Origin of the sequence: Nitrincola lacisaponensis (assembly GCF_000691225.1) — a bacterium.
Lineage (GTDB): Bacteria > Pseudomonadota > Gammaproteobacteria > Pseudomonadales > Balneatricaceae > Nitrincola > Nitrincola lacisaponensis.
The window spans coordinates 721,964-746,723 of sequence record NZ_JMSZ01000016.1 but is presented as its reverse complement, the minus strand read 5'-3'; the positions used below and the strand labels follow the sequence as shown (position 1 = coordinate 746,723).

The 24,760-nt window shown below is 49.1% G+C and carries 17 protein-coding genes; 3 read left to right on the top strand and 14 right to left on the bottom strand.

The window, feature by feature from the left end:
- Positions 1–11: 11 nt before the first annotated feature.
- From ADINL_RS06775 to ADINL_RS06760, 4 genes are all read right to left on the bottom strand, one after another.
- Positions 12–1,982: an adenylate/guanylate cyclase domain-containing protein gene (locus ADINL_RS06775; protein ID WP_152547622.1), complete on the bottom strand. Its 1,971-nt coding sequence runs from the start codon at positions 1,980–1,982 to the stop codon at positions 12–14.
- Positions 1,983–2,139: 157 nt separating this feature from the next.
- Positions 2,140–3,021, bottom strand: coding sequence for a LysR family transcriptional regulator (locus tag ADINL_RS06770; RefSeq protein ID WP_036545141.1), 882 nt, complete (start codon positions 3,019–3,021; stop codon positions 2,140–2,142).
- A gap of 64 nt (positions 3,022–3,085) precedes the next feature.
- Positions 3,086–3,535, bottom strand: coding sequence for a DoxX family protein (locus ADINL_RS06765; RefSeq protein WP_036545139.1), 450 nt, complete (start codon positions 3,533–3,535; stop codon positions 3,086–3,088).
- Between the two features lie 153 nt (positions 3,536–3,688).
- Positions 3,689–4,597 (bottom strand): LysR family transcriptional regulator, encoded by a 909-nt coding sequence (locus ADINL_RS06760; RefSeq protein WP_036545137.1) that lies wholly within the window; start codon positions 4,595–4,597, stop codon positions 3,689–3,691.
- Positions 4,598–4,743: 146 nt separating this feature from the next.
- Between ADINL_RS06760 and ycaC the strand changes: the two genes are divergently transcribed.
- The 3 genes from ycaC (at position 4,744) to ADINL_RS06745 (ending at position 7,182) form a co-directional block, all read left to right on the top strand.
- Entirely contained in the window at positions 4,744–5,370 is a 627-nt protein-coding gene (ycaC, locus tag ADINL_RS06755) for an isochorismate family cysteine hydrolase YcaC (protein WP_036545134.1), read from the top strand.
- 139 nt (positions 5,371–5,509) lie between these two features.
- Positions 5,510–6,214: a pirin family protein gene (locus ADINL_RS06750; RefSeq protein WP_036545132.1), complete on the top strand. Its 705-nt coding sequence runs from the start codon at positions 5,510–5,512 to the stop codon at positions 6,212–6,214.
- A 47-nt stretch (positions 6,215–6,261) separates the two neighbouring features.
- Positions 6,262–7,182, top strand: coding sequence for a pirin family protein (locus ADINL_RS06745; protein WP_036545130.1), 921 nt, complete (start codon positions 6,262–6,264; stop codon positions 7,180–7,182).
- 50 nt (positions 7,183–7,232) lie between these two features.
- Here ADINL_RS06745 and ADINL_RS06740 read toward each other — a convergent pair whose 3' ends face one another.
- The 10 genes from ADINL_RS06740 to ADINL_RS06695 form a co-directional block, all read right to left on the bottom strand.
- Positions 7,233–8,030, bottom strand: coding sequence for an enoyl-CoA hydratase (locus tag ADINL_RS06740; RefSeq protein ID WP_036545129.1), 798 nt, complete (start codon positions 8,028–8,030; stop codon positions 7,233–7,235).
- A gap of 157 nt (positions 8,031–8,187) precedes the next feature.
- Positions 8,188–8,409 (bottom strand): ATP-binding protein, encoded by a 222-nt coding sequence (locus ADINL_RS06735; RefSeq protein ID WP_036545127.1) that lies wholly within the window; start codon positions 8,407–8,409, stop codon positions 8,188–8,190.
- Positions 8,410–8,451: 42 nt separating this feature from the next.
- Positions 8,452–9,402 (bottom strand): 5'-nucleotidase, encoded by a 951-nt coding sequence (locus tag ADINL_RS06730; protein ID WP_036545124.1) that lies wholly within the window; start codon positions 9,400–9,402, stop codon positions 8,452–8,454.
- A 3-nt stretch (positions 9,403–9,405) separates the two neighbouring features.
- Positions 9,406–15,273, bottom strand: coding sequence for a DUF3320 domain-containing protein (locus ADINL_RS06725; RefSeq protein WP_036545122.1), 5,868 nt, complete (start codon positions 15,271–15,273; stop codon positions 9,406–9,408).
- A 29-nt stretch (positions 15,274–15,302) separates the two neighbouring features.
- A complete protein-coding gene (locus tag ADINL_RS16545; RefSeq protein ID WP_036545119.1) occupies positions 15,303–15,551 on the bottom strand; it encodes an AAA family ATPase in 249 nt (82 codons plus the stop codon).
- A gap of 100 nt (positions 15,552–15,651) precedes the next feature.
- Entirely contained in the window at positions 15,652–16,821 is a 1,170-nt protein-coding gene (locus tag ADINL_RS06715; protein ID WP_204368201.1) for a restriction endonuclease subunit S, read from the bottom strand.
- On the bottom strand, positions 16,818–18,461 hold the full coding sequence (locus tag ADINL_RS06710; protein ID WP_036545117.1) for a type I restriction-modification system subunit M: 1,644 nt from the start codon (positions 18,459–18,461) through the stop codon (positions 16,818–16,820). The genes ADINL_RS06715 and ADINL_RS06710 overlap by 4 nt, the downstream gene beginning before the upstream one ends.
- On the bottom strand, positions 18,455–20,299 hold the full coding sequence (locus ADINL_RS06705) for a DNA recombination protein RmuC (RefSeq protein ID WP_036545115.1): 1,845 nt from the start codon (positions 20,297–20,299) through the stop codon (positions 18,455–18,457). The genes ADINL_RS06710 and ADINL_RS06705 overlap by 7 nt, the downstream gene beginning before the upstream one ends.
- A 2-nt stretch (positions 20,300–20,301) precedes the next feature.
- Positions 20,302–21,369: a PDDEXK nuclease domain-containing protein gene (locus ADINL_RS06700; protein ID WP_036545113.1), complete on the bottom strand. Its 1,068-nt coding sequence runs from the start codon at positions 21,367–21,369 to the stop codon at positions 20,302–20,304.
- Entirely contained in the window at positions 21,359–24,736 is a 3,378-nt protein-coding gene (locus ADINL_RS06695; protein ID WP_036545111.1) for a DEAD/DEAH box helicase family protein, read from the bottom strand. Before ADINL_RS06695 ends, ADINL_RS06700 begins: the two co-directional genes overlap by 11 nt.
- Between the last annotated feature and the right edge of the window lie 24 nt (positions 24,737–24,760).

Genomic DNA, 24,760 nt, shown 5'->3' with positions numbered 1-24,760 from the left:
GGTGTTACTGCTCATTTACCGATGCTAAAACTAAAGTCAATCGTCTGCCTGGAGGCACCCCTGCCGGTATTTATACTCCCCTGTAATCCCTGAAGACGTGCAAATATTCGTTCAGTTTGAGGTAGTAAAGCTGATTGTTGCTGTTCCATGAGTATACACAAGAATTGGCAGGCTTTTAGTGCGGGATCTAGTTCACCCCGTATCAAATAGTCTAATACTGCCCTGGAAGTCTCTGCCAGAAGTGGATCTTGAACAGGCGTAAACACATCGATAGCGTCATGTTTCCCTGCAACCCGCAAGCGGTCTAACCAGGCAAGGGGTGGCAGATTATCACCTCTCAGCTGCTCTACAGTGGATTTCGACAGCAAAATATCACTGCCCATCACCTTATTGGCCCCTTCCAGCCGCGCAGCGGTATTCACACTATCCCCTACAGCCGTATAGGTGAAGCGTGCCTTGGAGCCCATATTGCCGACAGAGGCTTCTCCTGTATGCAAACCAACACGTAACTTAATGTTTTCAAAAGGCGTACCATACCAATGCTTTCTTAACTCATCCATGGCACGCTGCATGTCGCAAGCACTCGCCAAAGCCCTGTTAGCATGATCCGGCTGATCCAAAGGCGCGTTCCAGAACGCCATCACAGCATCACCAATAAATTTGTCCAGCGTTCCACCCTGCCCATGTATTACCTGTGTCATCACTGAAAAATATTCATTCAATGCAGTCGCCACTTCATCTGGACTCATGACTTCATTCGCAGCGGTGAACCCAGCCAAATCTGCAAACAAAATAGTCAACTCGCGTTTCTCTCCACTGGTAACCGGTGCCATGTGTTGCTGAGTCAACTGGTCTACAATTGCAGAGGGAACATAGCTTGAAAAAAGCTCGCGCAGCTGCTCCTTACGCCGCCACTCAACCCAGTAATTTGTGGCTGCATCATAGTTATACAGAAAAATGGCTCCCAATACGGATGGCCAAAGCAACCACCACCAGCCCAGATAAAACTGCCAAATGACACCAGCACAGAGCAGAACAAGACTACAGAGCAACACCCATGCAGCATGTCCCGGCTTCCACTGCCGGGTAGCGATCATCAGGGCCAGCAACACAAGAGTGGTGGAGACCAGCGTCACCCAAAGTGGTTGTGTTGCAATCCAGTCATTGAATAACGCATTGTTTATGGCTGTCGCATGTAGCGCCACACCGGCAATTTCATGGTCACCAAAGGGGGTTGGAAAACGGTCTACTCCTGAAACCGGAGTATTAACACCCAGTAACAGCAGCCTGTCCCGGAAGGCATTCGGCGGCAGATTTTTATCAGGGAACAATGCCTGGGTAAACTGCACATAGTCCAGGTCAACCTCTGGAGCATAATAGCGAAGCCGAGCTCCGGGTGGCGGTGGCCAATACTCCACTCCGGATAACTCAGTGACCTGATGCCAAAAGCTGTGTGTATCAGTGGAAATACGCCGCACCACCCTGTCCACATCCGCCAGGTGATTCACATAACCAACCGGAACATCTGCATAAATGGGCAAAAGGTGCTGTGTGTAAGACTGCACCTGTGTTGAAGTCACCTCAACCCTGGCACCAGCCAATACAACCGCTATCCCTTGTTTATCTGCAGCAAATAACGCCTGCTCCATCCGGAGGTCGTCATCCGGACCTTGAGGCTCGGAAAACAGCAGATCGATCCCCAGGCTCTTTGCATCAGCCTCTACTACCGCCTCAATCAGTTGAGCATACAAACGGCGAGGTAAAGGAGGAGACAGATCGAGCTCGAGAAAAGAGGGATCATCAATGCCAATGATGACCACGCCTTGTGAAGGTGGCGGTACTGCAGTCAAAACACTCAAAACGTCATATTCACTAAAGCCAAGGCGTTCACCCAATCCGCCTAACTGAACCAACAGGAGAAAGCAGGCTACACTCGCACCACGCATAAACATACTTTGCGTGGTTGTGAATTGTCGACGCATATAGCTAAACAGTCTGCTTGAGCTGTTCAAATTCGCTCTTCCTGCTCAGTTAACTTAAACCGGTGGCCTGAAAGTTATCAATCAGCAGTATCGTCACGTTCTGTCTGTATGGCAAATGGACCGGGAACAGCCAAATCGAAAAAGCATTCCCAATCACCTAATCCTGCGTTAAATAACGCAAATGCCCGAGGAATGTACGGGCTACCGGTCCCAGAGTATCCGCATCATTAAAATTCAGATAAAAAGTCGAGCTGCGACAATTCCCCCGTGGCAACACCAGCGCTTTTAGCTGTCCCTTGTCCAGATAGGGTTTCACGGCATGGTGTGGCAACCAGGCAAAACCAAGCTGCTTCAACAACAACTCGATAGAAGTCCCCACATGACTCACAGTCCAACGCTGTTCAGATCCCAGCCAGCCATGCTCTTTATCACGTGCTTTTCCTGAATCGCGCAACACAATCTGACGGCAGCTTTTCAAATCCTCCAGCGTCAGCTCACGCCCCAATTGATTCAACGGATGCTCACTCCCTGCCACAGCGATAAACTCAACCTGGCAAATATCCTCACTGAGATTATCTGCCAAGGTAAAAGGCGAAACCGCAATTTCAACCTTTCCCTGCGCCAACAATTCATTTGCACCGGAGAGTACCGTCTCCATCAGGTCAATCCGAATCAACGGATACTCATGCGATACAGCGCTCAGCGTCTGATACAAAATATCCCGAGGAAATGCATCATCTACAGCAATGCTCAGTGTTGACTCCACTCCTGCCTGCAGATTCAGAGCCACCTGCTCCATTCGCTCAGCTTCTGCCAGCAAGAAATTGATACGCCTCAGCAGTTGCTGACCGGCGGCACTCAAATGGGTTTTACGTCCTTCGACCTGAAACAACTGAACGCCCAACACATCTTCAAGCTTATGCACAGCATGATGAATACTGGACTGACTCTTGAAAACAGCCTCAGCGGCCTGATGAAAACCACCATGCTCGGCTACGGCCTTAAACATTCGCCACTGCTCCAGCGTTGAACGCGCCATGCTTTTCTCCTGAACTCAACACAGAATAAAACCCGGCCTGAGCCGGGTCGATACACAAGTCGGTTTAATGCATCCGGGCCAGCACCGCATCAACAGACGCCCTGCCGGCACCACTGAATGCCAGAGACACACTGGCAGCCATCAGTGCCAAACCAAACTCATAACCATTGTTACTCATGAAAAGGCCGTTCTCAAAATGTACCGCAAAAATTGCCACCAGCATTGTGATCGCCAACACCGCTGCGGCCGGACGCGTCAATACTCCCAGAATCAGTGCAATACCACCAAAAAACTCTGCCGCTCCGGCTAAAAAGGCCATCAATACCCCTGGAGCCAGCCCAATGCTTTCCATCCAGCCGCCCGTTCCCGCCAAGCCGTAACCCCCAAACCAGCCGAACAGTTTTTGCGCCCCATGCGCAGCAAAAATAATTCCGATCGGAACCCGCAGCATCAAAGCTCCCCAACCTGCATTGGTAGCTGTCACTTTATTCAACAATGTCATTGCATTAGCCATGGTTTTACCCTCTATCTATTTGGATGATGTCGTCCTGCTTGAGCAAGCCTCAGTCAGTGATCGATAGGGTAAGCTTAGAGCGTCTCTATGAATCAAAAAATTGGATATTTAGAATCAAAACGATCTATTAAATAGAATAATATATCTGCAGCGCTACTGTTCCATTATTCGAGCATAACGCTCGACCAGAAAGTCGATCAGTGCCCGGATTGCTGGCAACATTCCCCGGCGAGAAGGAAAAACCAGATGAATAACTTCACGTCGAGGCTCCCACTCAGGCAGCAAGTGGATCAGGCGCTTAGCATCAAACTCTTTCTGCACCATCAATAACGGCAGCTGAACCACACCAACACCCGCCATAGCAGCGGTCTTGAGCGCCAGCATATCCGTAGTGGTATAACGTGGCCTGAAAGGTAATTTTAACAGCCTTCCATCACTATGCTGTAAATACCACTGATGCTGCTCTTCGGCATTTGCTCGACTCATACTGGGCCATATACACAGATCATCTGGCTTTACCGGAAACCCTCCCTGTCGCTCAAGCAGTTCAGGGCTCACAACCAGACACTGTCCCCGGTCCGACAATACCCTCAATACCAAATCACTACTTTCTAATGGTAACGGCCTCACCCTGAGTGCTAAATCCACACCTTCGGCAAGCAAGTCAACACGGCGATTCGTCGCCTCCAGATGTACGGTCACTTTGGGGTATAGCAACATAAACTCAGCCAACATATCGGCCACATGAAAGTGCAGCAATCCAACCGGACACGTTAACCGAATATTGCCACAGGGTTCAGCTCTGGCCTGATCAATTGCCAGTTGAGCAGCCTCAGCCTCAACCATCATGGCTCGACAATGCTCCAGATAATGCAGGCCTACATCTGTAACTTGAAAACGCCTACTGGAGCGCTGTAATAGCCGCACACCCAAGCGCTCTTCCAGAAGTGCAACACGACGACTGAGCTTGGACTTGGCAATGCCCAGAGCGCGTCCTGCAGGTGCAAACCCCTGATGCTCAACCACCTGCACAAAGTAATAAAGATCATTTAAATCCTGCATCATCCCTCCATCGTTCCAGATATGAAACGCTGCAATACATTTTTGCAGTCTAGCGCACTTTTATTCTTTATTTAGACTTGAATTGTTCCATACATGCTAATAACCCACTGCCGGCACACTACAACTACAAACTAAAGGAGAACATCATGAGCAAGCCCTATATTCGTCTGGATAAAGACAACGCAGCTGTTCTGCTGGTTGATCATCAAACCGGCCTGCTATCACTGGTTCGAGACATCGATCCGGATAAATTCAAAAACAATGTATTGGCTCTTGCCGATTTGGCAGCATATTTCAAGCTTCCAACCATTCTCACCACCAGCTTTGAAGATGGTCCCAATGGTCCATTAGTCCCCGAGTTGAAAGAACAATTCTCGGATGCCCCGTTTATTGCACGTCCAGGCCAAATCAACGCATGGGACAATGAGGAGTTTGTTGCCGCTATCAAAGCCACAGGCAAGAAACAATTAATTATCGCCGGAGTTGTAACGGAGGTTTGCGTTGCATTTCCAACTCTGTCCGCGCTTGCCGAAGGCTATGATGTCTTTGTGGTTACAGATGCCTCAGGAACATTCAATGAATTGACCCGAGATTCTGCATGGCAACGCATGTCCGATGCAGGCGCCCAGCTAATGACCTGGTTTGGTGTTGCATGCGAGCTACACAGAGACTGGCGTAATGATGTAGAAGGACTTGGACAGCTCTTCTCAAATCATATCCCCGATTACCGAAACCTGATAAACAGCTTTACAACGCTGACTGCCGGTAAGTAATGACAGCCCTGCACTGTATGCTGTGCAGGGCAATCTTAATGATTCATATTAGCGAACAATTCGATCATTTTTATCCAATATAATCATTCATTAACTCAGGCTAAAGTAAAAGGAACAGGTAACAACTCAGGAGTACGACATGCTTGAAATCATTCGCAGTCATGAACGTGGTCGTGCCAGTTTTGGCTGGCTCAACAGTCGCCATACCTTTTCCTTTGGACACTATTACAATCCCAGGCAGATGGGTTTTTCCAAACTCAGGGTGATCAATGATGACAAGGTAGCGCCCGGTGCCGGATTTGAAACGCATGGCCATCGCAATATGGAAATTATCAGCTACGTGCTGAACGGTGCCATTGCTCACAGAGACTCTGCAGGTAATCAAAAGGTACTGCCGGCAGGAGAGTTTCAGCTCATGAGTGCAGGACGAGGCATTTATCATAGCGAGTACAATGCCAGCCAACAGGACAAACTGGCGTTCTTACAAATCTGGATCGAGCCCAATCAGCTCGATGGAGAACCAGAGTATCAGCAAAAACACTTTGATGAAAAATCTGGATTAACCACGGTCATAACACCAGATGGACGCAATGGAACCCTGAAAATCAAACAGGATGCCAGTCTTTCACAATTGATCTTGCCTGTGCAGGACACCTGCTTGATCCCCACCCTGGCCCATCGCTGCTATTACCTGCATCTGATTGACGGCGAGCTGGAACTGGCTGGCAACAGGCTCACAGCAGGTGATGGCATCAAATTATCCGGCATACAGGAACTCAGCGTTCAGGCGGGTACAGAACCGGTACGCGCGCTGTGGTTTGATTTACCCGAGATCGGCTCCTAAATTTAAATAGTGGCCAGACTAACCGTCCATCACAGAAAGAGGCTTCCATGAGTACTCAAGACACGCAATTAGAGTCAGACTGCAAGATCCAGCAGGGCTGTGCAGCCATCGAGCTAATCATAGAACCCAAAGACACGGATTTAGGCGGCTTTTCTGTACGTCGATGTCTGCCTGTGCGTCAAAAACGTAGCGTAGGTCCATGGCTGTTCTTTGATGAAATGGGTGCGGCCGAGTTTACCGCAGGCACTGGTATCAATGTTCGGCCACATCCTCATATCAACCTGGCTACTGTGACCTACCTGTTTGAAGGTGAAATACTGCATCGAGACTCCCTCGGCAGCTGTCAACCTATCACCCCGGGAGCGATTAACCTGATGGTAGCAGGAAAAGGCATCGTGCATTCCGAACGCGAGCGTCCGGAAGTCACCGCTCAGCAGCATCGGTTACACGGCTTGCAACTCTGGATGGCACTACCGGAAGCGGATGAAGAAATGGAACCCGCATTTTTCCACTATCCAGCAACCAGCATCCCGGCCACCCGGATCAATGACGTTCCGGTGCGAGTACTGATCGGTTCAGCCTATGGCCTGACTTCACCTGTCAAAACCTTCTATGAAACCCTGTACCTTGAAGCCGAACTGCAAGCTGGCCAAAGTCTTATTTTACCTGACTCAGAAGAGCGCGGGCTCTACCTGGTATCAGGTCAAATAGCACTGCAGGATAACCAGATACAGGAACACCAGCTGGTCATATTGAAAACTGCCGATAACATCAGCATCACCGCCAGCGCGCCAAGCCGTATAGCGCTGATCGGTGGTGAATCCATAGGCAAACGCTTTATGGAGTGGAACTTCGTGTCCAGCCGTAAAGAGCGAATTGCTCAAGCGAAACAGGACTGGCAGCAAGGCCGGTTTCCCAAAGTACCGGGAGATGATGTTGAGTTTATTGAGCTACCTCCCGAGTGGTAGCGTTTGTTTTTTACGCCATGAGCAAGACTGCCAGCCATACACAGGGCTAGTCAGTCCTGCCATTTCGGCTCACGCTTCTCCATAAATGCACGGATGCCCTCTTGAGCGTCACTTTCAAGCATATTGTCTACCATTACAGCCGAGGCATATTCATAGGCATCCGACAGAGACATTTCACGCTGAACATAGAAAGCTCGCTTTCCAATCGCCAGGGTTTTACTGGATTTAGATGCAATTCTATCCGCCATGTCTTGTGTCACCTGCTGTAACACCCCTTCAGGAACAACACGATTAACCAGCCCCATCTCAGCAGCACGCTCAGCCGAAACCATGTCACCTAACAACAGCATTTCCATGGCGTGTTTATTAGATAAATTCCTTGATAGAGCTACCATGGGCGTTGAGCAGAAAAGTCCAATATGCACACCCGGTGTACTGAATTTTGCCTCCGTGGACGCGACAGCAAGGTCACAACTTGCTACCAACTGACACCCGGCTGCAGTGGCAATACCCTTTACCTCGGCAATAATGGGCTTCGGACAATTCACAATGGATTGCATCACCGACGAGCAGAGCTGCATGATCCGGGCAAAGTAAGCGCGCCCCTGATCTTCAGCCGCGCGTCCCGCCGTCATCTCTTTCAGGTTATGCCCTGCACAAAAGGCAGGCCCCGAGGCAGCCAGAATCACGACGCGAACTTGCGGGTCTTCAGACACATCACTGATCACCTTCTGAAGCTGATTCAGCATCGCTTCAGACAAGGCATTACGACGCGATTCATCATTAAGCGTTAAACGTAAAACGCCGGTTTCGCTAAGCTGAGATAAAATAAGGCTATCGCTGTTCATTGGACACTTCCTGCAATGCGGCTTCGAATTCTGATCACTGATGTTACCGAATATACCTGCTGAAGTGCAGAATAAATGAACCGTTTAGTTAACGCTTAAATTGAGCTTTTTATCAGCACGCCAAGGTGTACCTTGGCAGGTCTGATAATGACTGCAGTCAGGCAAACAGCTTGCCAGAAGCTTTGGTGACAAGGCGCTCAGGCTCTTCGCCATAAAACGCAGGCACTAACGACAAGATGGATGTTTTACCTGCACCGTTTACGCCCCCTACATCGGTTCGTTCGCGGCAATCAATCTTGATGGTTCGTCCTTTTACCTGGCTGAACGAATTATGCAGAATGATGCTTTCTAGGCCGTAGCTTTGCTGTTGGATAGGCACTGCTTTTCCTCCATGAAATGTCCACTCGAAGAATAATTTTCCTTACTTTTGTAACAACTCACTACTACTTTTCTTATCATTATTAGCGACACCAAACGGCACATGAACCATGGCCAGGTCTTTGGCTTGAAGGTGGTCCAGCTGATCATCGAAGAAAATATGTGGCTTGAGTACATTCAAGATCCGGCGCTTATCCATGCCACCCAGGAAAAAGGTTTCGTTGGCTTCAACGCCCCAGCTCTTCAATGTGGTAATTACGCGTTCGTGGGCAGGTGCATTGCGGGCGGTAATAATCGCCGTACGCAGCAAACGCTGATAATCCGGGTTTTTAGCACGTAGCCTGTCTTCCAGTTCCTGCAGCTTCGACAGCTTACGAAATAAATCCGCCAACAAGCCCGGGTTATGTTCTTTCTCGGCGTGCAGTGCTTCGTATTCATGGAAGCGCTCTAACCCTTCCTGTTTGAACACGGTTTCTGCTTCGTCGTCGGCCAATACACCGTCAAAGTCGAATGCGATGCGAAGCTCTTTATCATCCTGCTGATCGGTTACAGCACCGGGTAACAATAAGCCCGCCGGCGACCCTGCCGATACCGCGGAACGCACATCCTCTTCATTGCCTGATAAGAACAATGAAGCATTAAACGCAGGAATATAGGGAAAGGGCGATGCACCACCCGTGAACGCTGCGCGGGTTATATCCAGCCCATAGTGAGCGATGGAGCGGAACACACGGCGCCCAGTGGCCGTGGAATTACGCGACAGCAGCACCACCTCGACCGGGCTTTCATTGGGAAAATACTGATTAAACGCCAGAAAGCGACGAATAAACGGAAACGCTACCCCCGTGCTCAGCACGGTATTTAACTGATCTTCCTGAAACTGTTTATAAGCTGCCGGACCCTGCTCGCGGAATACCTTGTCGGATTCCGACAGATCAAACAGCGCACTGGACGATACGGCGATAACGAGTTTGTCTTCGATGGGGAATGGCATAACCTAAAACGCGTCCTCCATTTGTAGCAGCGCATCGAGACGCTCTTTCACATTGGCTGTCAGTCGCTGAATACCAAGCACCCGACACAATCCAACCAGATCATTATCCAGCCCTTTGACCCTGATGATATTTCGTACTTCAGTGTCGCAAACCCATTCGGGTTTGGACGCTTCTTCTGGGCGATTACTTATCCGGGCATATCGCTCCTTGCCTTTCTCACCAATCCCTTGTGGCCACCAGAACTTACCTGTGCTCTCTTCACTCAATTCACAATGAGCAGAGGCTAGCTGATTCACTCGGTCAAGCATCTTTGTTCCTGCACGCTTGAAAGAGTGCGCTCTGGCAATACGTTGTAAAAGCAGTAATTCATGAATCGGGCCTTCTGTATTGATTACCCCCCTAATCATTTCCTGTAAAGAAGCGTCGTAACTGTCTTCATAAAACTGGGCAGGATCCATGGTATAGCCTGAAAAATCCATAACCCTATAGCTTTCAATAGCTCCAGACTCTGAGTTGTTCTCTAACGGATGCTCGGATACAGAAGCGGCAACCATTCCCGCAATTTGCGTACCAATTGCCCTAGGTTCTATCTGTGCTTCTTGAGTATCTGAAGCCACCACATCACCAGGAGACTTAACGCCTTTCTGATCCTCACGGCGTTTGCGATCATCAGCCAAACGTTCAGTAAGTTTTGTATGTAACAAATCGATTTCGTACTTCTGATTTACCCACCAGTTAGTCGACCAGACTCGCACCATATGCCAACCCAAGCCTTCCAGAACTTGCTGACGAATCTTGTCGCGTTCTCTGGCATAAGCTGAACTGTGATACATCGCACCATCACACTCCACACCAGACAGGTAAATCCCGGGAATATCCGGATGCACAACGCCAAGATCAATCCGATAAGCCGAAACCCCCACTTGCGGATGAACTGTCCAGCCTTTTTGCTGCAAGCCCCTTGCAACTGCAATTTCAAACGGTGATTCAAAGTCCCCCAACGAACCATGCACCGCTGCACCAAGCGCAGGAGCGCCACGCTCTGCATATTCAAGGAAATGCTTCAGATCAGCCACAGCCGTCGCCTTGGTACGAGCCAGGTTAATCTGGTCTGGAGATAAGGTTGAAAATACCACCATTTCAGAACGCGCTCGCGTCATTGCAACGTTCAATCGACGCTCACCGCCAGTTCGGTTAAGCGGACCAAAATTCATCGTGACATGGCCAGCTTCATCCGGGCCATAAGTAATGCTGAACAAAATGACATCACGCTCATCCCCCTGAACCGATTCCAGATTCTTCACAAAAACCGGCTCCAGTGAATGCTCTTCCGAAAATGCCCATTCAATCGACGGATCACCGGAACGTGCCTTATCCAGTAAGTCTTCAATTAGACTTTGTTGCTCGGTATTAAAGGTTACGACACCTATCGACTGGTTACGGACGTTTTCGTCTGATGACGTCAGGCGGCTAAGAATTTCCGCAACAATCGCTTTTGCCTCACCTTGGTTATGCCGGGCTTTACCTCTCGCATAAAAGCCATCAGGTTTTTCCAACCGAACCCCTTTATCCGGATGAACAGGCGCCGGGAATGTCACCAGCGAATTGTCATAGTAACGACTGTTTGAAAAGGCAATCAGACTCTCACGACGAGAGCGGTAATGGAGATTCAGCACACGGGATGGAATGCTGGCACCAATCAGTTCATCCAGGATACTTTCCAAATCGCCTTCGCTATCCAAATCACCATCCGGATCACTGTCAGCACGAGCGAAGAAATTGGTAGGAGGCATCTGCTTCGGATCACCGGCAACAATCACCTGTTTACCTCGGGCCAAAGCACCAACGGCATCCCAAACGGTGATTTGCGATGCCTCATCAAAAATCACCACATCAAATAGCGCTTGATCAGCCGACAGGAACTGAGCAATGGACAACGGCGACATCATTAAACAAGGAGCAAGAGTCGTCACCACATCAGGCATGAGTTCCAACATCTCGCGTACCGGCTTATGCTTGGTTTTCTTCTGCAATTCGTGGCGCAAAGTTCCCCATGAAGAACTTTTTTGCACATCATCCTGATCCGGAATCTGGCCGGACAACTTAGCGGCAATGTACTCAGCAGTGAGTCGGCTAAAACGAGTATCCAGCTCGCGGAAAGACTGGATGGCGGCTTCGTGTTCTGCAGACGAAAATGAACTCAGCAAACTGTTTTCACCAATAACGGCTTTCGACCACCATTGACAGTAAGCAGCCTCAAAGGTATCGCGAATATCCTCAGCAGCAACAAGTCCCTGTTCAATGCCGGAAACCAATGAGCCAAGCTGCAAATCAATTGCTTCATTACGCCGACGAACCCAGGCACACCAGTCACGTAATGACTGTTGCTGACTGCAGATACGTTGGCACCATACAGAAATAGCAGGTAAAAGAGATTCAGATTTATCCAGGTTTGACCATACCGATGCACCAGCCAACTGTTCGACCTGATTTTTCAAGTCATCGAATCGTGTCAACTCTTCTATGAACGCCAACACACTACGACCTACCGGAGCATCGGCAGCTAACAGATCATTACCATCGTACAGCAAGGTTCTAATCCGGCTTCTGAAGGCCATCAGCATTTCTGCATCGTCGGCTAACTTACCCACGGCATTACGGGCACGGGCACCCAACAGTTGCAGCTGACTTAATGCATCGGGATCAGTCTCGTAGGATTGCCATCCTTTCAGTCCGGCAAGCATATTCTCCAGCTGATCAATTTTCTCGGCCGATGACTTCATCTGCTTCAGCAGCTCTATATCCACACTGAGATCGGGCTTGCCCTTTGCGCCGGCTTGCACGGTCTGCTTAATCAATGCTCGTTTGACAAACCAGCGCTTAGGCCACCACATAGCGTTGGCATCCTGCCAGCGCTGCTCCAATTGAATCGGATCGAGGTTTTGCCAGGCACGCGATGCGTACTGACAGCTCAAGCCAGCCTGAGCTTTCACATAATCCTTCAGCAACCGGATGACGGATTCCATCGCCTCAAGACGGTCTACCCCATCGGGCTCCAGAGCGAAAGACGAAGATTGCCGGTAAGAGTCCAGCAATACCTGACCCAGCTCCCTTAAAGCATACAAACGCTCAAATTCCCGAACCCGGATATCAAGCCCTAATGCTGCCAGCAACTCCGAAAAGCGCTTATCCAAAGTAATTGCCGAGCGATCGAGCTGCTGCACCTGCGCGACCAGCCTCTCTTGCCACTGCGGCGTCCAAACCGAATGATCAATCGAGGCCAACTCATGCTGGCATACATCACCAATCGCCAGCGCCTGAATTTGTAGCGTTTCGGCCACGTCACGCAATCGGTTCAGATCATCCTGCGTATGCACGTTGGCAGAGCTCCAACTGAACTCTGCTTTAGCGGCTAAGTCTTTATCACGAATGCTCACGCCCATGGCGTAATGTGGGGTAAGACCATTGGCATAACGCTGATGCAAGCTATTTACCAGCGTATTCAACCGATCCCGTAACGATTTCAGGCGTAAAGCCTCGCTCTGCCATTCTTCTGCCGATGACTTGCCAGCCTGAGTCCAGGAAGAACGTAACTGATCCAGAACATCAGCTTTACGTGCCTTATTGGAATGTAACTCAAGACAGAAATTACCCAGACCAATGTCTTTCAGACGGCGATGAACCACCTCCAGTGCTGCCGTTTTTTCTGAAACAAACAACACCTTTTTACCTTTACCCAACATATGGGCAATCAGGTTACTGATGGTCTGACTTTTACCCGTGCCAGGCGGCCCGATAATAACGAAATCCTTGCCACGATCAGCGGTCGCTACTGCCGCCATCTGTGAAGAATCGGCAGGCAGCGGCGTAAGCAAATCCGACGGCGCATAATCACGATCAATATGATCGGCATCCACAAAACGAATATCACTTTCGTAAGGTTCTCTGGGGGTATCAAGCAAATGTCGAACAACCGGATTTTCACGCAAAGCATCTGCACGATCGACCAGATCTTTCCACATCAAATACTTGGCAAATGAAAAATGTCCCAGCACCACCTCTTCAATCACTTCAAAGCCCGGCACATCTTTAATCGCCAGACGCACCTGATGCCATATACCCTCAACATCAACGCCGCTGGCATCTTCGGGTAAAGCCCCATGCAAACCACGCAACTCAATACCAAAGTCCTTCTTCAGCATTTCCAGCAGCGTTGTATTGAATCTGGGTTCATCATCGCTGGCAGCAATCTTAATACCACTGCGAACGGATTTACGCTCAAGCGTCACCGGCAGCAGAATCAGCGGAGCACGATAACGCTTAGAATCTTTTTCATTCTGCTTCCACAGCAAAAAGCCAATCGCCAGAAACAAGGTATTCGAGCCACCTTCCTTCAACGAAGTCTGCGCTTTTCGATAAATCTCAACGGTCGATTTATCAAGTTCCTCCGGGCTTCTATCAACCAGTAGCTGCTTTTTCTGCAGCGCATCGCGCGCGTAACTTTCTTTCAGATCGTCACCGCTGCGCTGGCTATAAATTTCTTCGTCCTGATCACCACCGTTCAGCTTTGGAAATGGCGAAATCGTAATTCGGGCACCGGCTGCCAGCATATCCTCCAGTTCCGCAGGATTAGCGTGAACAAACGACAAACTGCTTTTTCCTGGCCGATGATTCAGCAACGGGTTTCGCGCCGATAAATCCAGCAGTTTGCTTTGCCAACGCTCCAGTCTACCTGCAGCAGTGTCCGGCATTTCATCATCGTGGAATGGCACCGAAAACGACGGCAACAGTGGCGCTTCTTCAAACGCAGGTTCAATCGATTCTTCCAGCTCACCGGAAGTATCGTTACGACGCTGAACAACCAGTGCTAACGGATTAATGCGGTGGTCACGCGCTCTGCGAATATCCACTGCGGCCACAAATTTTTCATCGTTATCCAGAGAAACCGTTTTATTACCCGCCTGCACAGCCTGCGAGAAAGGCACTGATGGGTGATGAGTAGCTAATGTCGTTTCAATCAGAATCAGCTCTTTCAAGGCCAGCCGCTGTCTGAGCAACTCGGCATCAGTGATCATCACACTGCTGAAATCTTCCGGTTCTAACCACAGCCCCACCAAGGCATGTCCTTCAGTGAGCACTACAATCGGATTCAAAGCGGCCTGTTCAAACGCCGCAGCAAACAGCAGAGTGGTATCCAGGCAAGTGGCCACCTTGCTTTCGTCTATGGCACCGGGGGAGCGAATTTTCTGACCATTATGTTCAAAACTGGAAGGCGGTAAGGCGTAGCCAATTTGCTGATGCACTATGGCGGAATAAATAGCCGATGCCAACTCCCATACCCGCTGGCGGTTACCGCCGCGATAACCATCAATTGAATCTGTTTTACCGGCCTTTCGTAATACCTGACTGGCCTTGCCCAGTAAGCGATCGACAGCCGGATCATTAGGGGTACAAAATGCCGCTAACAACTCCGGCATATACTGATTGCCGCCCCACTCGTTATGCGCCAACAATTCCACTGGCAGTGTGCGCTCGCAAAGAACCTCCCCGTTCTGCACCAGCGAAAACCGCACAGTTCCTTTCATTGACTCGGTTAAACCCAGCAAGAACCCGCCATCCAGCTGAATATCACGATCTTTGACCATCAATTCAGAACCGGCGCTCAGTCGATCAATTTTCCAGCTTTTTTCCGCCACAAAGGCAGGAGACGACTCCATGCGTAAAACCAGGTTCTCCAGCGCGCACTCGTCACCCGTATTGCAAATAATCAGCTCACGCAGCACCGAAAACGCACTCTGATGACAGGCGAAGTTGATTTTTTCCAGCAAGGTAACATTGATCGCAACGGCAGACTGGTCTGTGTGGCTCATGGATAGTCCCTGTAATGAGTAAAATTAATTCAAATTCTTGGCAAAAGTTTTAAGTAAGTCATGAGTACCCCCACGCCGACAGCCAGGCTGAAGCCCTTCCTACCGTATTTATACGCCATCACAGCGCCGCTGCCAAAGAAGATCGCCAGAGCTTCGAGAATGGTCGATTTGCCGTCGTCATTGCGACCGACGATTCCTGTCATGGCTTCGTCAATGGGAATGACGGTGGTGGCGCGGTAGCCTCGAAAATGGGTGAGTTTGACGGACTTAAGGTGCATGGGGATTTCCTTATCTATATGACCGGATCACATGGGCACAGCCGCAGGCTGAGGCGAAGCCCCGAGCACAGGGATGTGCGAGTAAATGTATTTTGGTTTTTCACAGCTCGCCCCGGAAGGCTTGTTGGCTAAGAGAAGAAAAAAGGTCTAAATTCTCTTGGCCCACCAGATTTAAGTTATCAAGTGATCTCTTTACTGATTTAGATATCTCAACATATTTGATCTGGGTGTCTATCGGTACCAAAGGGATTGGCATCTCTTTAATCATTCCCAGATTCAAACCATCCATGATTGCTCCTTTTACCCTAACTCCTAAATACTCTTTAGAGGTTGGATGCATTAAAAAATAAGAATGAAGAAACTCAGGAAGACACTTTTTCCGATCCAATGTTATACAACAAAGATGCTTTGTATTAACCGCCAAAGGAATGTCATCGGGCACAACGGCACATCGCCCACAAGTCCCCATTATCGTGATAATCACATCCCCAGCTTTTACCGTATAGCGTTTGAGCTTCTCATACTTTTCATTGGTAATAAAACGTTCTTTTCCCCAGACAAATCGATTCTGAACCGCATTATCTATACCGAGCACGGCCACACCTGAATCCACAAATTCACTGTGCTTAAGATCACTACCGAATGGCCCTGTTCTCATACTTCCCTTGGCTAAGTCAGCCACCTCCTCTACAGTCGCCCACTTCCACCCTTGCATGGAAGGATCACCAAACATATCCAGAAACACGGCGCGGAGGAAGTCGTCGGCGAGCTGGATGGCTTGCTGGCGTTTTCGGCGGATGGCGTCGGCTTTGTCGAGGATGGCGGCGATGCGTTTTTGTTCGGCCAGAGGTGGGAGGGGGATTTCAAACGACTTTAAATCTGCAACAGACACATTTGCAATAACCGCATGCTTTGCCAAAGCTTCTAGCTGTAGAACAACACGATCCAAAGCCCAATAGAAATATCGCTTATCCAACATTTTCAACGGAGTCAATCTAACAACGCGTTGATTCAAAAGAGCTGAACCAAATTTCCATTGGCATAGTTTGACATTACCCGAAAGACTTAATAGCAAATCGCCATTTTCGATTCTGTACTTATCAAGTACATCACCGCCCCAATAGACAAATTCTGTTTCTTGATTTGAGACATTTTGAATCCTAATAACAGGTAGCAGACTACCTTTATCCGGTGTAAATCCTGAAGACTTCCATGCATTCCCCGATAGTATTTCAGACACATCCCCAATTTTAACCATCGGCCACTTCACAACATTTTCTCCAGCTCATCCAGATCCGCCAGAATCTCCTGTTCCAGCCCTTTCAGCCGTTGCAATATCACTTTCGGGTCTTCGTATTCTTCCTGCTGGTACACTACTTCTTTATAGCGGTTGATGCTGAGGTCGTATTTATTGCTGGCAATGTCTTTAGCATCGACCACAAACGCCTTTTGGGTTTTGTCCCGAAAATATGCTCCTGCATTTTCGGGATTAGCACTTCCCTGTGCGGCATCACCAAGGGCATTAAAGTCGAAATTGCTTTCAACCAGCTTGCGGTATTGCTTCCACTGAGCGATGGCATCTGGCAGGTCGTTGCTGTTGTCGCCTTTGAGTGGTGTGCGCTTGTCGTCTAGCGAATAGCCATCGGCTTGTAAGTCATAAAACCAAACGCGTTCGGTGCTGCCACCTTTGGTGAACATGAGGATGGCGGTACTCACTCCGGCGTAGGGTTTGAATACGCCGCTGGGCAGGCTGACGATGCCTTCAAGCTGGTTGTTTTCAATGAGTTCTTGGCGTAACTGCTGGTGCGCTTTGGATGAGCCGAAGAGTACACCATCGGGTACGATCACAGCGGCGCGGCCACCGAGTTTGAGCGAACGCAGAATATGCGCGACAAACAGCAACTCGGTTTTTTTGGTTTTCACCAAGCCCAACACATCGGGGTTGGTGTTGGTTTCGTCCAAACTGCCTTTAAACGGTGGGTTGGCGAGGATGACATCGAAGAAGTTTTCTTCCTGCTGGGGGAAGTTTTCTTTTATCGATTTGCTCAAGGAGTCTTGATACAAGATATTCGCGCCGTTGACGCCATGCAGGGCCATGTTCATGCTGGATACGCGCAACATGGTGGTGTCGAAGTCGAAGCCCCAAAACATTTGTGTGCTGATGTGCTCACGGTAGGGCTCTAGCAGGTCGCCACTGTAATGGATGTTGCCGTCTTCGTCGGTAAAGGTGCCGTGTGCGCTGGAATATTTTTTGTTCAAATATTCCATCGTTCGGGCTAAAAAGCCGGCGGTACCACAGGAAGGGTCGCAAACCATTTCGTCTGGCTGCGGGTCCATCAGCTCGATCATGGCATCGATGATGTGGCGCGGAGTACGGAACTGGCCGTTAATGCCTGCGGTGGTGAGTTTACTGAGCAGGTATTCGTAAATGTCGCCTTTGACGTCGCTTTGGGTCAATGGCAGAGCATCGACCATTTCTATGGCACTCACCAGTACCGATTCGTTTTTAATTTCCAGATCGGCGTCTTGCATGTATTCGCCAATGTGCCCCAGTGCTTGCTTGGCACTGCCCTCTTCGCCCAAGCCGTCTTTCTGTTCGGAGATCTCGCCCAGGGTAGCAAAGAAAGGAAATACCTGTTGTTTCAGGTGGCTGTGCAGTTCTTTGCCACTGAGGTTTTTAAAGTTTTTCCAGCGCAGCAGCTGGCCTTCAGGGGTGTTGGGGAACAAGCGGTCGAAGTCTTTACCGGTGCGGCTGGCTTTGCGCTCGGCGGTTTCTTCTTGCATGTCGAGCATGCGAGCAAACATGAGGTAGCTGATCTGCTCGATCACAGTTAAGGGGTTGGTGATACCGCCTGTCCAGAATTTTTCCCAGAGTTTGTCGATATCGTTACGTATTTTGCCGGTTAGCATGCTGTGTTCTCAGTCTCGGTCAGGTTGTTATCAGTAATAAGCGTGATGTCTTGCTCTGTGATGTCGGGTGTTTCAGCCGCAATGAAGTCGATTTCCAGGTCGGCTTTGTCGGTAAAGTAGCTGGGCAGTTCCGCTTTAATGGCGGGAGCTAGTTTTTTGAAGTCGCTGACTTGCTTCACTAGGTTGCCTTTGCCGCTAATCAATTGACCTTCTGCGGTGCTATACGCGTTGGTTGCGCTGTCTAAGCCTTTTTTAATTTTTTCAAAGCTGGCTAGAAAACCATTTAGTTTTTTGAACACGCCTTCCGCTCGGCTGGCCAACGCGGCGGTGTGCTTGTTCTGGTCCTCATAGCGCCACAGCTGGCGCACAATGTTAAGGCTGGTGAGCAGGGTTGTTGGTGTGGCCACCAGTACGTTGTTTTCAATGGCTTGCTGGAACAGGGTTTCGTCGGCTTTAAGCGCCTCGACAAAGGCGGATTCGATAGGGATGAACATAAACACCATTTCGGGTGAGTTCAAGCCGGGTAGCTTGTAGTAGTCGCGGTCTGCTAGCTCTTTAATACGGCTACCCACGGCCTGAACATGCTCTTTCAGTGCTTGGCTGCGCTCAAGCTCGGCTTCGGCATTCACGAAGCGGGTGTAGGCATTGAGTGACACCTTGGCATCAATGATCAGGTGCTTACCCTGTGGCAAGTACACAACGGCATCGGGGCGCTGGCGACCTTCTTCAGTGGTAAAGCTGACTTCGCGTTTGTAGTCTTTACCCAGTTGCAAACCCGAGCGGTCGAGGACGTTTTCCAGTACGAGTTCACCCCAGTTGCCTTGCAGTTTTTTCTGGCCGCGTAAGGCGGTTGAAAGTTCGTGGGCTTCCGTGGTGATTTTTTGATTCAGCTCTTTCAGAGATTCAAGCTCTTTGCGCAGTTCACCCTGCTGACTGGTTTCGCGGTGGTGAATTTCTTGCACTTCTTTTTTGAAGCTATCAATGGATTGCTGGAATGGGCTCATGACTGAGCTGAGCGTGAGCTTGCTGCTTTCTTGAAGTGACTTGGATTTTGCTTCCAGAATCTCATTCGACAGCACTTTGAAGTGCTCCGCTAGGCTGTTCTTTTGCTTCTCAAAATTAGCGAGCTCACGAGCATGACTGGCTTCACGCTCGTCCAGTTCGGTTTTAAGCTGGGTATGGGTTTTCACCAGCGCTTGATGCGTGTTTTGTAAAGCTTCAAGGCGCTGTTTTTCGGCTTCTAGTGATGTTTTTGTCTCTTGTAACTGGTTGCGCACTTCTTCCAGCTTACTTTCGAGCGACTCTGACTTTTTGCCCTCGTGCGCCAACTTATCTTTGAGGTCGCTGACTGATGCACGCTCGCGCAGCAAGGATTGCTCTGTGTTCTCTAAGCGTTCGTTCAGGCTCTCGGTTTTCTCCTCAAACGAGCGCTTCTCCGCTTGCGTGGTTTTTAACTCGTTTTCTGTGGTTCTATGCTGCTGACGCAACTCGTCGAGGGTGCGTTTAGTGGCTTCTAACTCCGCCTTTTGTTCAGCCAGTGTGTGGTTTAGGCGTTGCTCTGTACTTTGTCCGACAGCTTCCACATTATCGAGCTGGGTTTGCAGCTTGCTTTCTGCAAGTTCTTTTGCATGCACGGTGGCGCTGAGTTGCTTGATTTCATCCAGTTGTTGCTGGCTTTGCGCATTGGCAGATGCCAGCGCTTGCTGAAGCTGGCTACTCAGCTCGGTGTTCTTGCGGCCCAACAAGACCATCGCCAATAAATAGCCCAGTGCAGCGAGCACTAGGCCAGCAACACAAGCAATAATAATGAGTTCCGTTGTCCATTCGGGTGATTGCATGTTTACTCCTGGGTGTCTGTTCGATAAGTAGTGTTAGCTTCTTGAATACGCAGCATTTTTTTCCGTGCGCGTTCCCGTTCGCGCGCCAGCTCTTGTTGCAGCTCTTCTTCGCTGGGCAGTTCGGTAACGTATTTTGAGGCAAAAAGCTGTTTGCTTTCATTGAGTACGGAGTATTTGGCAACGGTGTTGTTGCGCTCACTGCATAAAATCAAACCGATGGTTGGGTTGTCATCAGGTCGGCGTTTTTGCTCTTCGTACAGGCGCACGTACATGTCCATTTGCCCCACGTCCTGATGCGTCAACTTGTGCATTTTCAGGTCGATGAGCAGAAAGCATTTGAGATGGAAGTTATAGAACACCAGATCAATAAAATAATCGCCATCGTCAGTGCGAATGCGTTGCTGGCGCTCTACAAAGGCAAAGCCTTTCCCCAATTCAAGCAGAAACTGTTGTAGGTTGCTGATAATGGACTGTTCTAAATCGCTTTCCTGATAGGTTTTGTCCTGCAGGTTAAGAAAGTCGAGTATGTATGGGTCACGCAGATAATCTTTGGGGCTTTCCGCCAGTTCTGCGGTTTTGGTTTGTGCTTCTTGCTCAACCGGCGATTTTTCTTTGCTGGAGAGCAGGCGCTCGTAATACAGCACACCGATTTGGCGCTCCAGAGCACGAGCGCTCCAATTTTGTGTTGCCGCCTCGTTAGCATACCAATCGCGAGCCTGTGGATTTTCTATACGGATCAGGCTGCGATAGTGTGTCCAACTCAATTCGAGACGCAGTGCGTCGCGTTTTGGAAACGTCAGATAGAACTGGCGCATATTACGCAGATTGGTGACATCAAAGCCTTTGCCAAAGTCGCTTTGCAGGCGCTTGGATAACTGGCCGAGCTGCTGTTTGCCGTATTCGGCTCTCTCCTGCCCCTGTTGCTCCTGCTCAACAATCAAGCGTCCAATATGCCAGTATGCCTGCACCATCTGCTGGTTGACGGCCTGTTTTACCTGCTGGCGAGCGTGCTGAACAACGTCTGCAATGGCGGTATACAGATTATTCGAGATAAGCTCCTTATTGGTCATGTTGTGCATCCTGCTTGATAAAGGGTTTCAACACGGTAATCAGCTCGCCTACGTCATCGGGGGTGAATACGCCATCAATGCCTTCGTGCGATACGGAGGTAAATGGCGCATCGTACAGGGTTTCGATCACGATAGAGCCGTGCTGGGCAATGTAGTTTTTCAGCAGGTTCATAAATTGTACCTGCTTGGCTTTAAGTGTTGGATGAGCATGTAAGAAGTTTTTGAAATGTTCTTCAATCGCTTGCGGATCAAGACCAATAATTTCTCTCACAGTCATGTGCAGCTGATCTGCGGTACGACCATAAAACTCATTTAGCACATCCAGGTTTACACCGGGGTGGCTAGTCAAGATGGTAGAGGTTAAAGACTTGAGTTCAAGCTCAGCGATGGATTCACCCTTGCGGATTTTTTGCAAGGTTGGGTTTTCAGCCACCATATTATCGAGAATCGTTTTCAGCCTGCGTCGATACATCATGGCTTCACTGGCACCAGAGATCTTAACGACTCGTTCATGTTCTTTAACGCCAGCATCGCCTGTTCGCGTGCTAGCGATTTCATAACCTGGTCCAACTTTCTGCTGACGATACTTCATAATACCGCGCAGTTCTTTGCGTACCATTTCCAACTTCTCGATTGTTGGGTTCTGCCAAAAGTCGGCACTGCGTACTTCAGCTATATGGGTATCTTTCTGGCGAACAGCCTGAATATTAATGGCTAGCTTATCCAGTTCACTCAATAGCTCATCACGCCCATCATCAAAACAGCTCGCCCTTTCCACTAGACAGCGTTGAATACCCGCTATCAGCTTATCTAACTGGGTGGCGTGTTTATCTCGCAGCACCCTTGCGGACATCAACGGAGCCAGGGTATTGGCAAGTAGGTGTTGGGTTCTGGCATCCAGTTTTTGCAACAGATCTGTTTGTTGCAACTGGTGTACTGTACGCAATTCACGCTTCACCGCAATACTGGTATCGGGCAGATCATTTATATCCGCTTTCAGCAACTCAATTGCGGTATCGAATGCCGCAGCATGATTCTGCTTGAGAGCAGCCTGCGCGAGTTCTAAGCGAGTTTCGAAGGTAGTTTGTAGCAGTGATTTGCTGCCGGTATCTTCTGGCTCTTTGTACTCCTGTTCAAAGAAATCAAAGTTGCCGTAGTGATCAAAAATCAGGAACTCGGTTTTATGTTTCCCCGGCCCAAAAAGGTTTGGACGCAAGCGCGTTCCTCTTCCGATCATCTGCCAGAATTTCACCCAGCTTTTAACCGGTTTGGCAAATACAAGGTTAACCACTTCTGGTACGTCTATACCCGTATCCAGCATGTCAACAGAAATGGCGATACGAAACTCATTATCCGCTTTTTTAAACTCCTTAATCAGACTTTCCACATGTGGAATCCCGTTGTGGATGACCTTGCAAACTTTTGTGCCGTATTGCGGGTAAAGATCACAGAACAGCTTTTCAAGATGTTCGGCATGATCCTGGCGCTGAGCAAACACAATAGTTTTGCCGACCAATGAGCCCGTCTCATCCTTGATGCCATTATTGATAAGGTTCTCAAGTATGATGCGGTCTGTGTCTTCACTGAAAATTTTACGGCCAATATCTTTGCCAGCAATAGTCGTGATCTTCGCTTCTTCCTCTCCGAGGTCTTCTTCTAGCTGTCGTTTTTGTGCATCCGTCAAATCGTTGTAATGTATCCCATCTCGAAGAAAATCGGTGGTGAGGTCTTTTACACGGAAAGGCACAAGGTATGGCGGTTCATTGTTTATGGCGGCATCCAGTCCAAATTCAAATGTCGGGTCAGTAGTTTCGCAATCGAAGATATCGAAGGTGTTGCGGCTGATAAATTTTACCGGCGTAGCGGTCAGTCCTACCTGTAGGGCATCAAAATAGTCAAACAGGTCACGGTACTTATTGTAGATACTGCGATGTGACTCATCCGCGATAATCAGGTCAAAGAAGCCCACATCCAACTGAGCGAAACGGTTCATCATGCCGGGATACGTGGCAATGTAAATGCGGGCACTCTGATCGATTTTATTCGTTTCACCTATGACACAACGAGGCTCAGATGGAAGGTTCTGCTTGAATGCCTCGTCGGCCTGCGTTCGTAGCTCTTTACGATCACACAAAAATAGCGCACGTTTTGCCCAGCCAGTGCGCAGTAGCAGTTCGGTCAGCGCGATAGCAACCCGCGTTTTACCAGTGCCTGTTGCTTGAATGATAAGCGCTTTACGACGCTGATTCTGGAAATGTGCCGCTACCGTTTTGATCGCCTCAATCTGATAAGGCCGGTCAGCAATACTCAATTCTGGATTAAACTGCTCCAATTCAGCAGCACGATAATGACGCTGGTATATAAGATATTCCAAACTATCTTTACGATAGAAACCATATACTGGGCGGTAGGTATTGTACTGCTGATCATCCCAGATAAAGGTTTCATAACCGTTGGAATAAAAAATAACGGGACGCTGAAACCCTTGTTCCTCCATAGCATCAGCATATAAACGTGCTTGCTCGCGGCCTGCCTGCAGATTTTTATTACCAGACTTTTTCGCCTCAACCACGGCTAACGGTTGGCCATTATCGCCCCATAAGACATAATCAACGTAACCTTTGCCACTTGGATTGTATTTAAAAGGAACTTCAACCTCTAATCCAACCTCTGCAGCATTTTTTACATCCCAGCCTGCCTGTAATAGCATGGCATCTATCAGAAGTGCTCGGGTCTTAGTCTCATTCCACTGGAGACTGTCTGCGACTTGCTGGCTCTGCTGTTGCCGCTTGTGCTGATCTGGCTTGGCAGGTGCTTCCAGTTTTTCTATATTCCGAGTCCGTTCCTGCTCTAACTGTTCGATAACGCGCTGTAATTCTTCTTGTTGTTTCTGTAGTTCTTTCTCATAGGTTGAGACAGATTTATGCAGTTGATTCAGCGTGGATGTTGGGTCTTTGACCTCTTGAAACACTGAAAGCTGTTCTTTCTTTTTACCATAGTATTTAACAGCCATGTACATGGCTAATTGATGCGCTGTGCCTAAGGCCATCTGAGCATTACGCAATTCACCTTCCGCACCATGAGCGGTATCGTTTCCTTGTATACGCAAGAAGTTGATTTGGTGAATGAGAGACTTGCTAACGCAGTCTTCAAATACTGGACTTTTGATCAGCTCATAAAAGCTGGACTGCGGCATACGTGGCAACAGTTCTTCTTTGTAGATAGCCTTGGTCAGCTCTTCAGCAAAACTACGCAGACGAGTCAGGGCGCTGCCCGGATCTATGTGCAGCACAGCTTCTGCCAATCCGCCCAAATTAGCCAGTACATCGTTTTCTGGTCGTAGAAATTCAAAGTTCACTGATTTCATATCTATAATTCTATTCATGCCCTT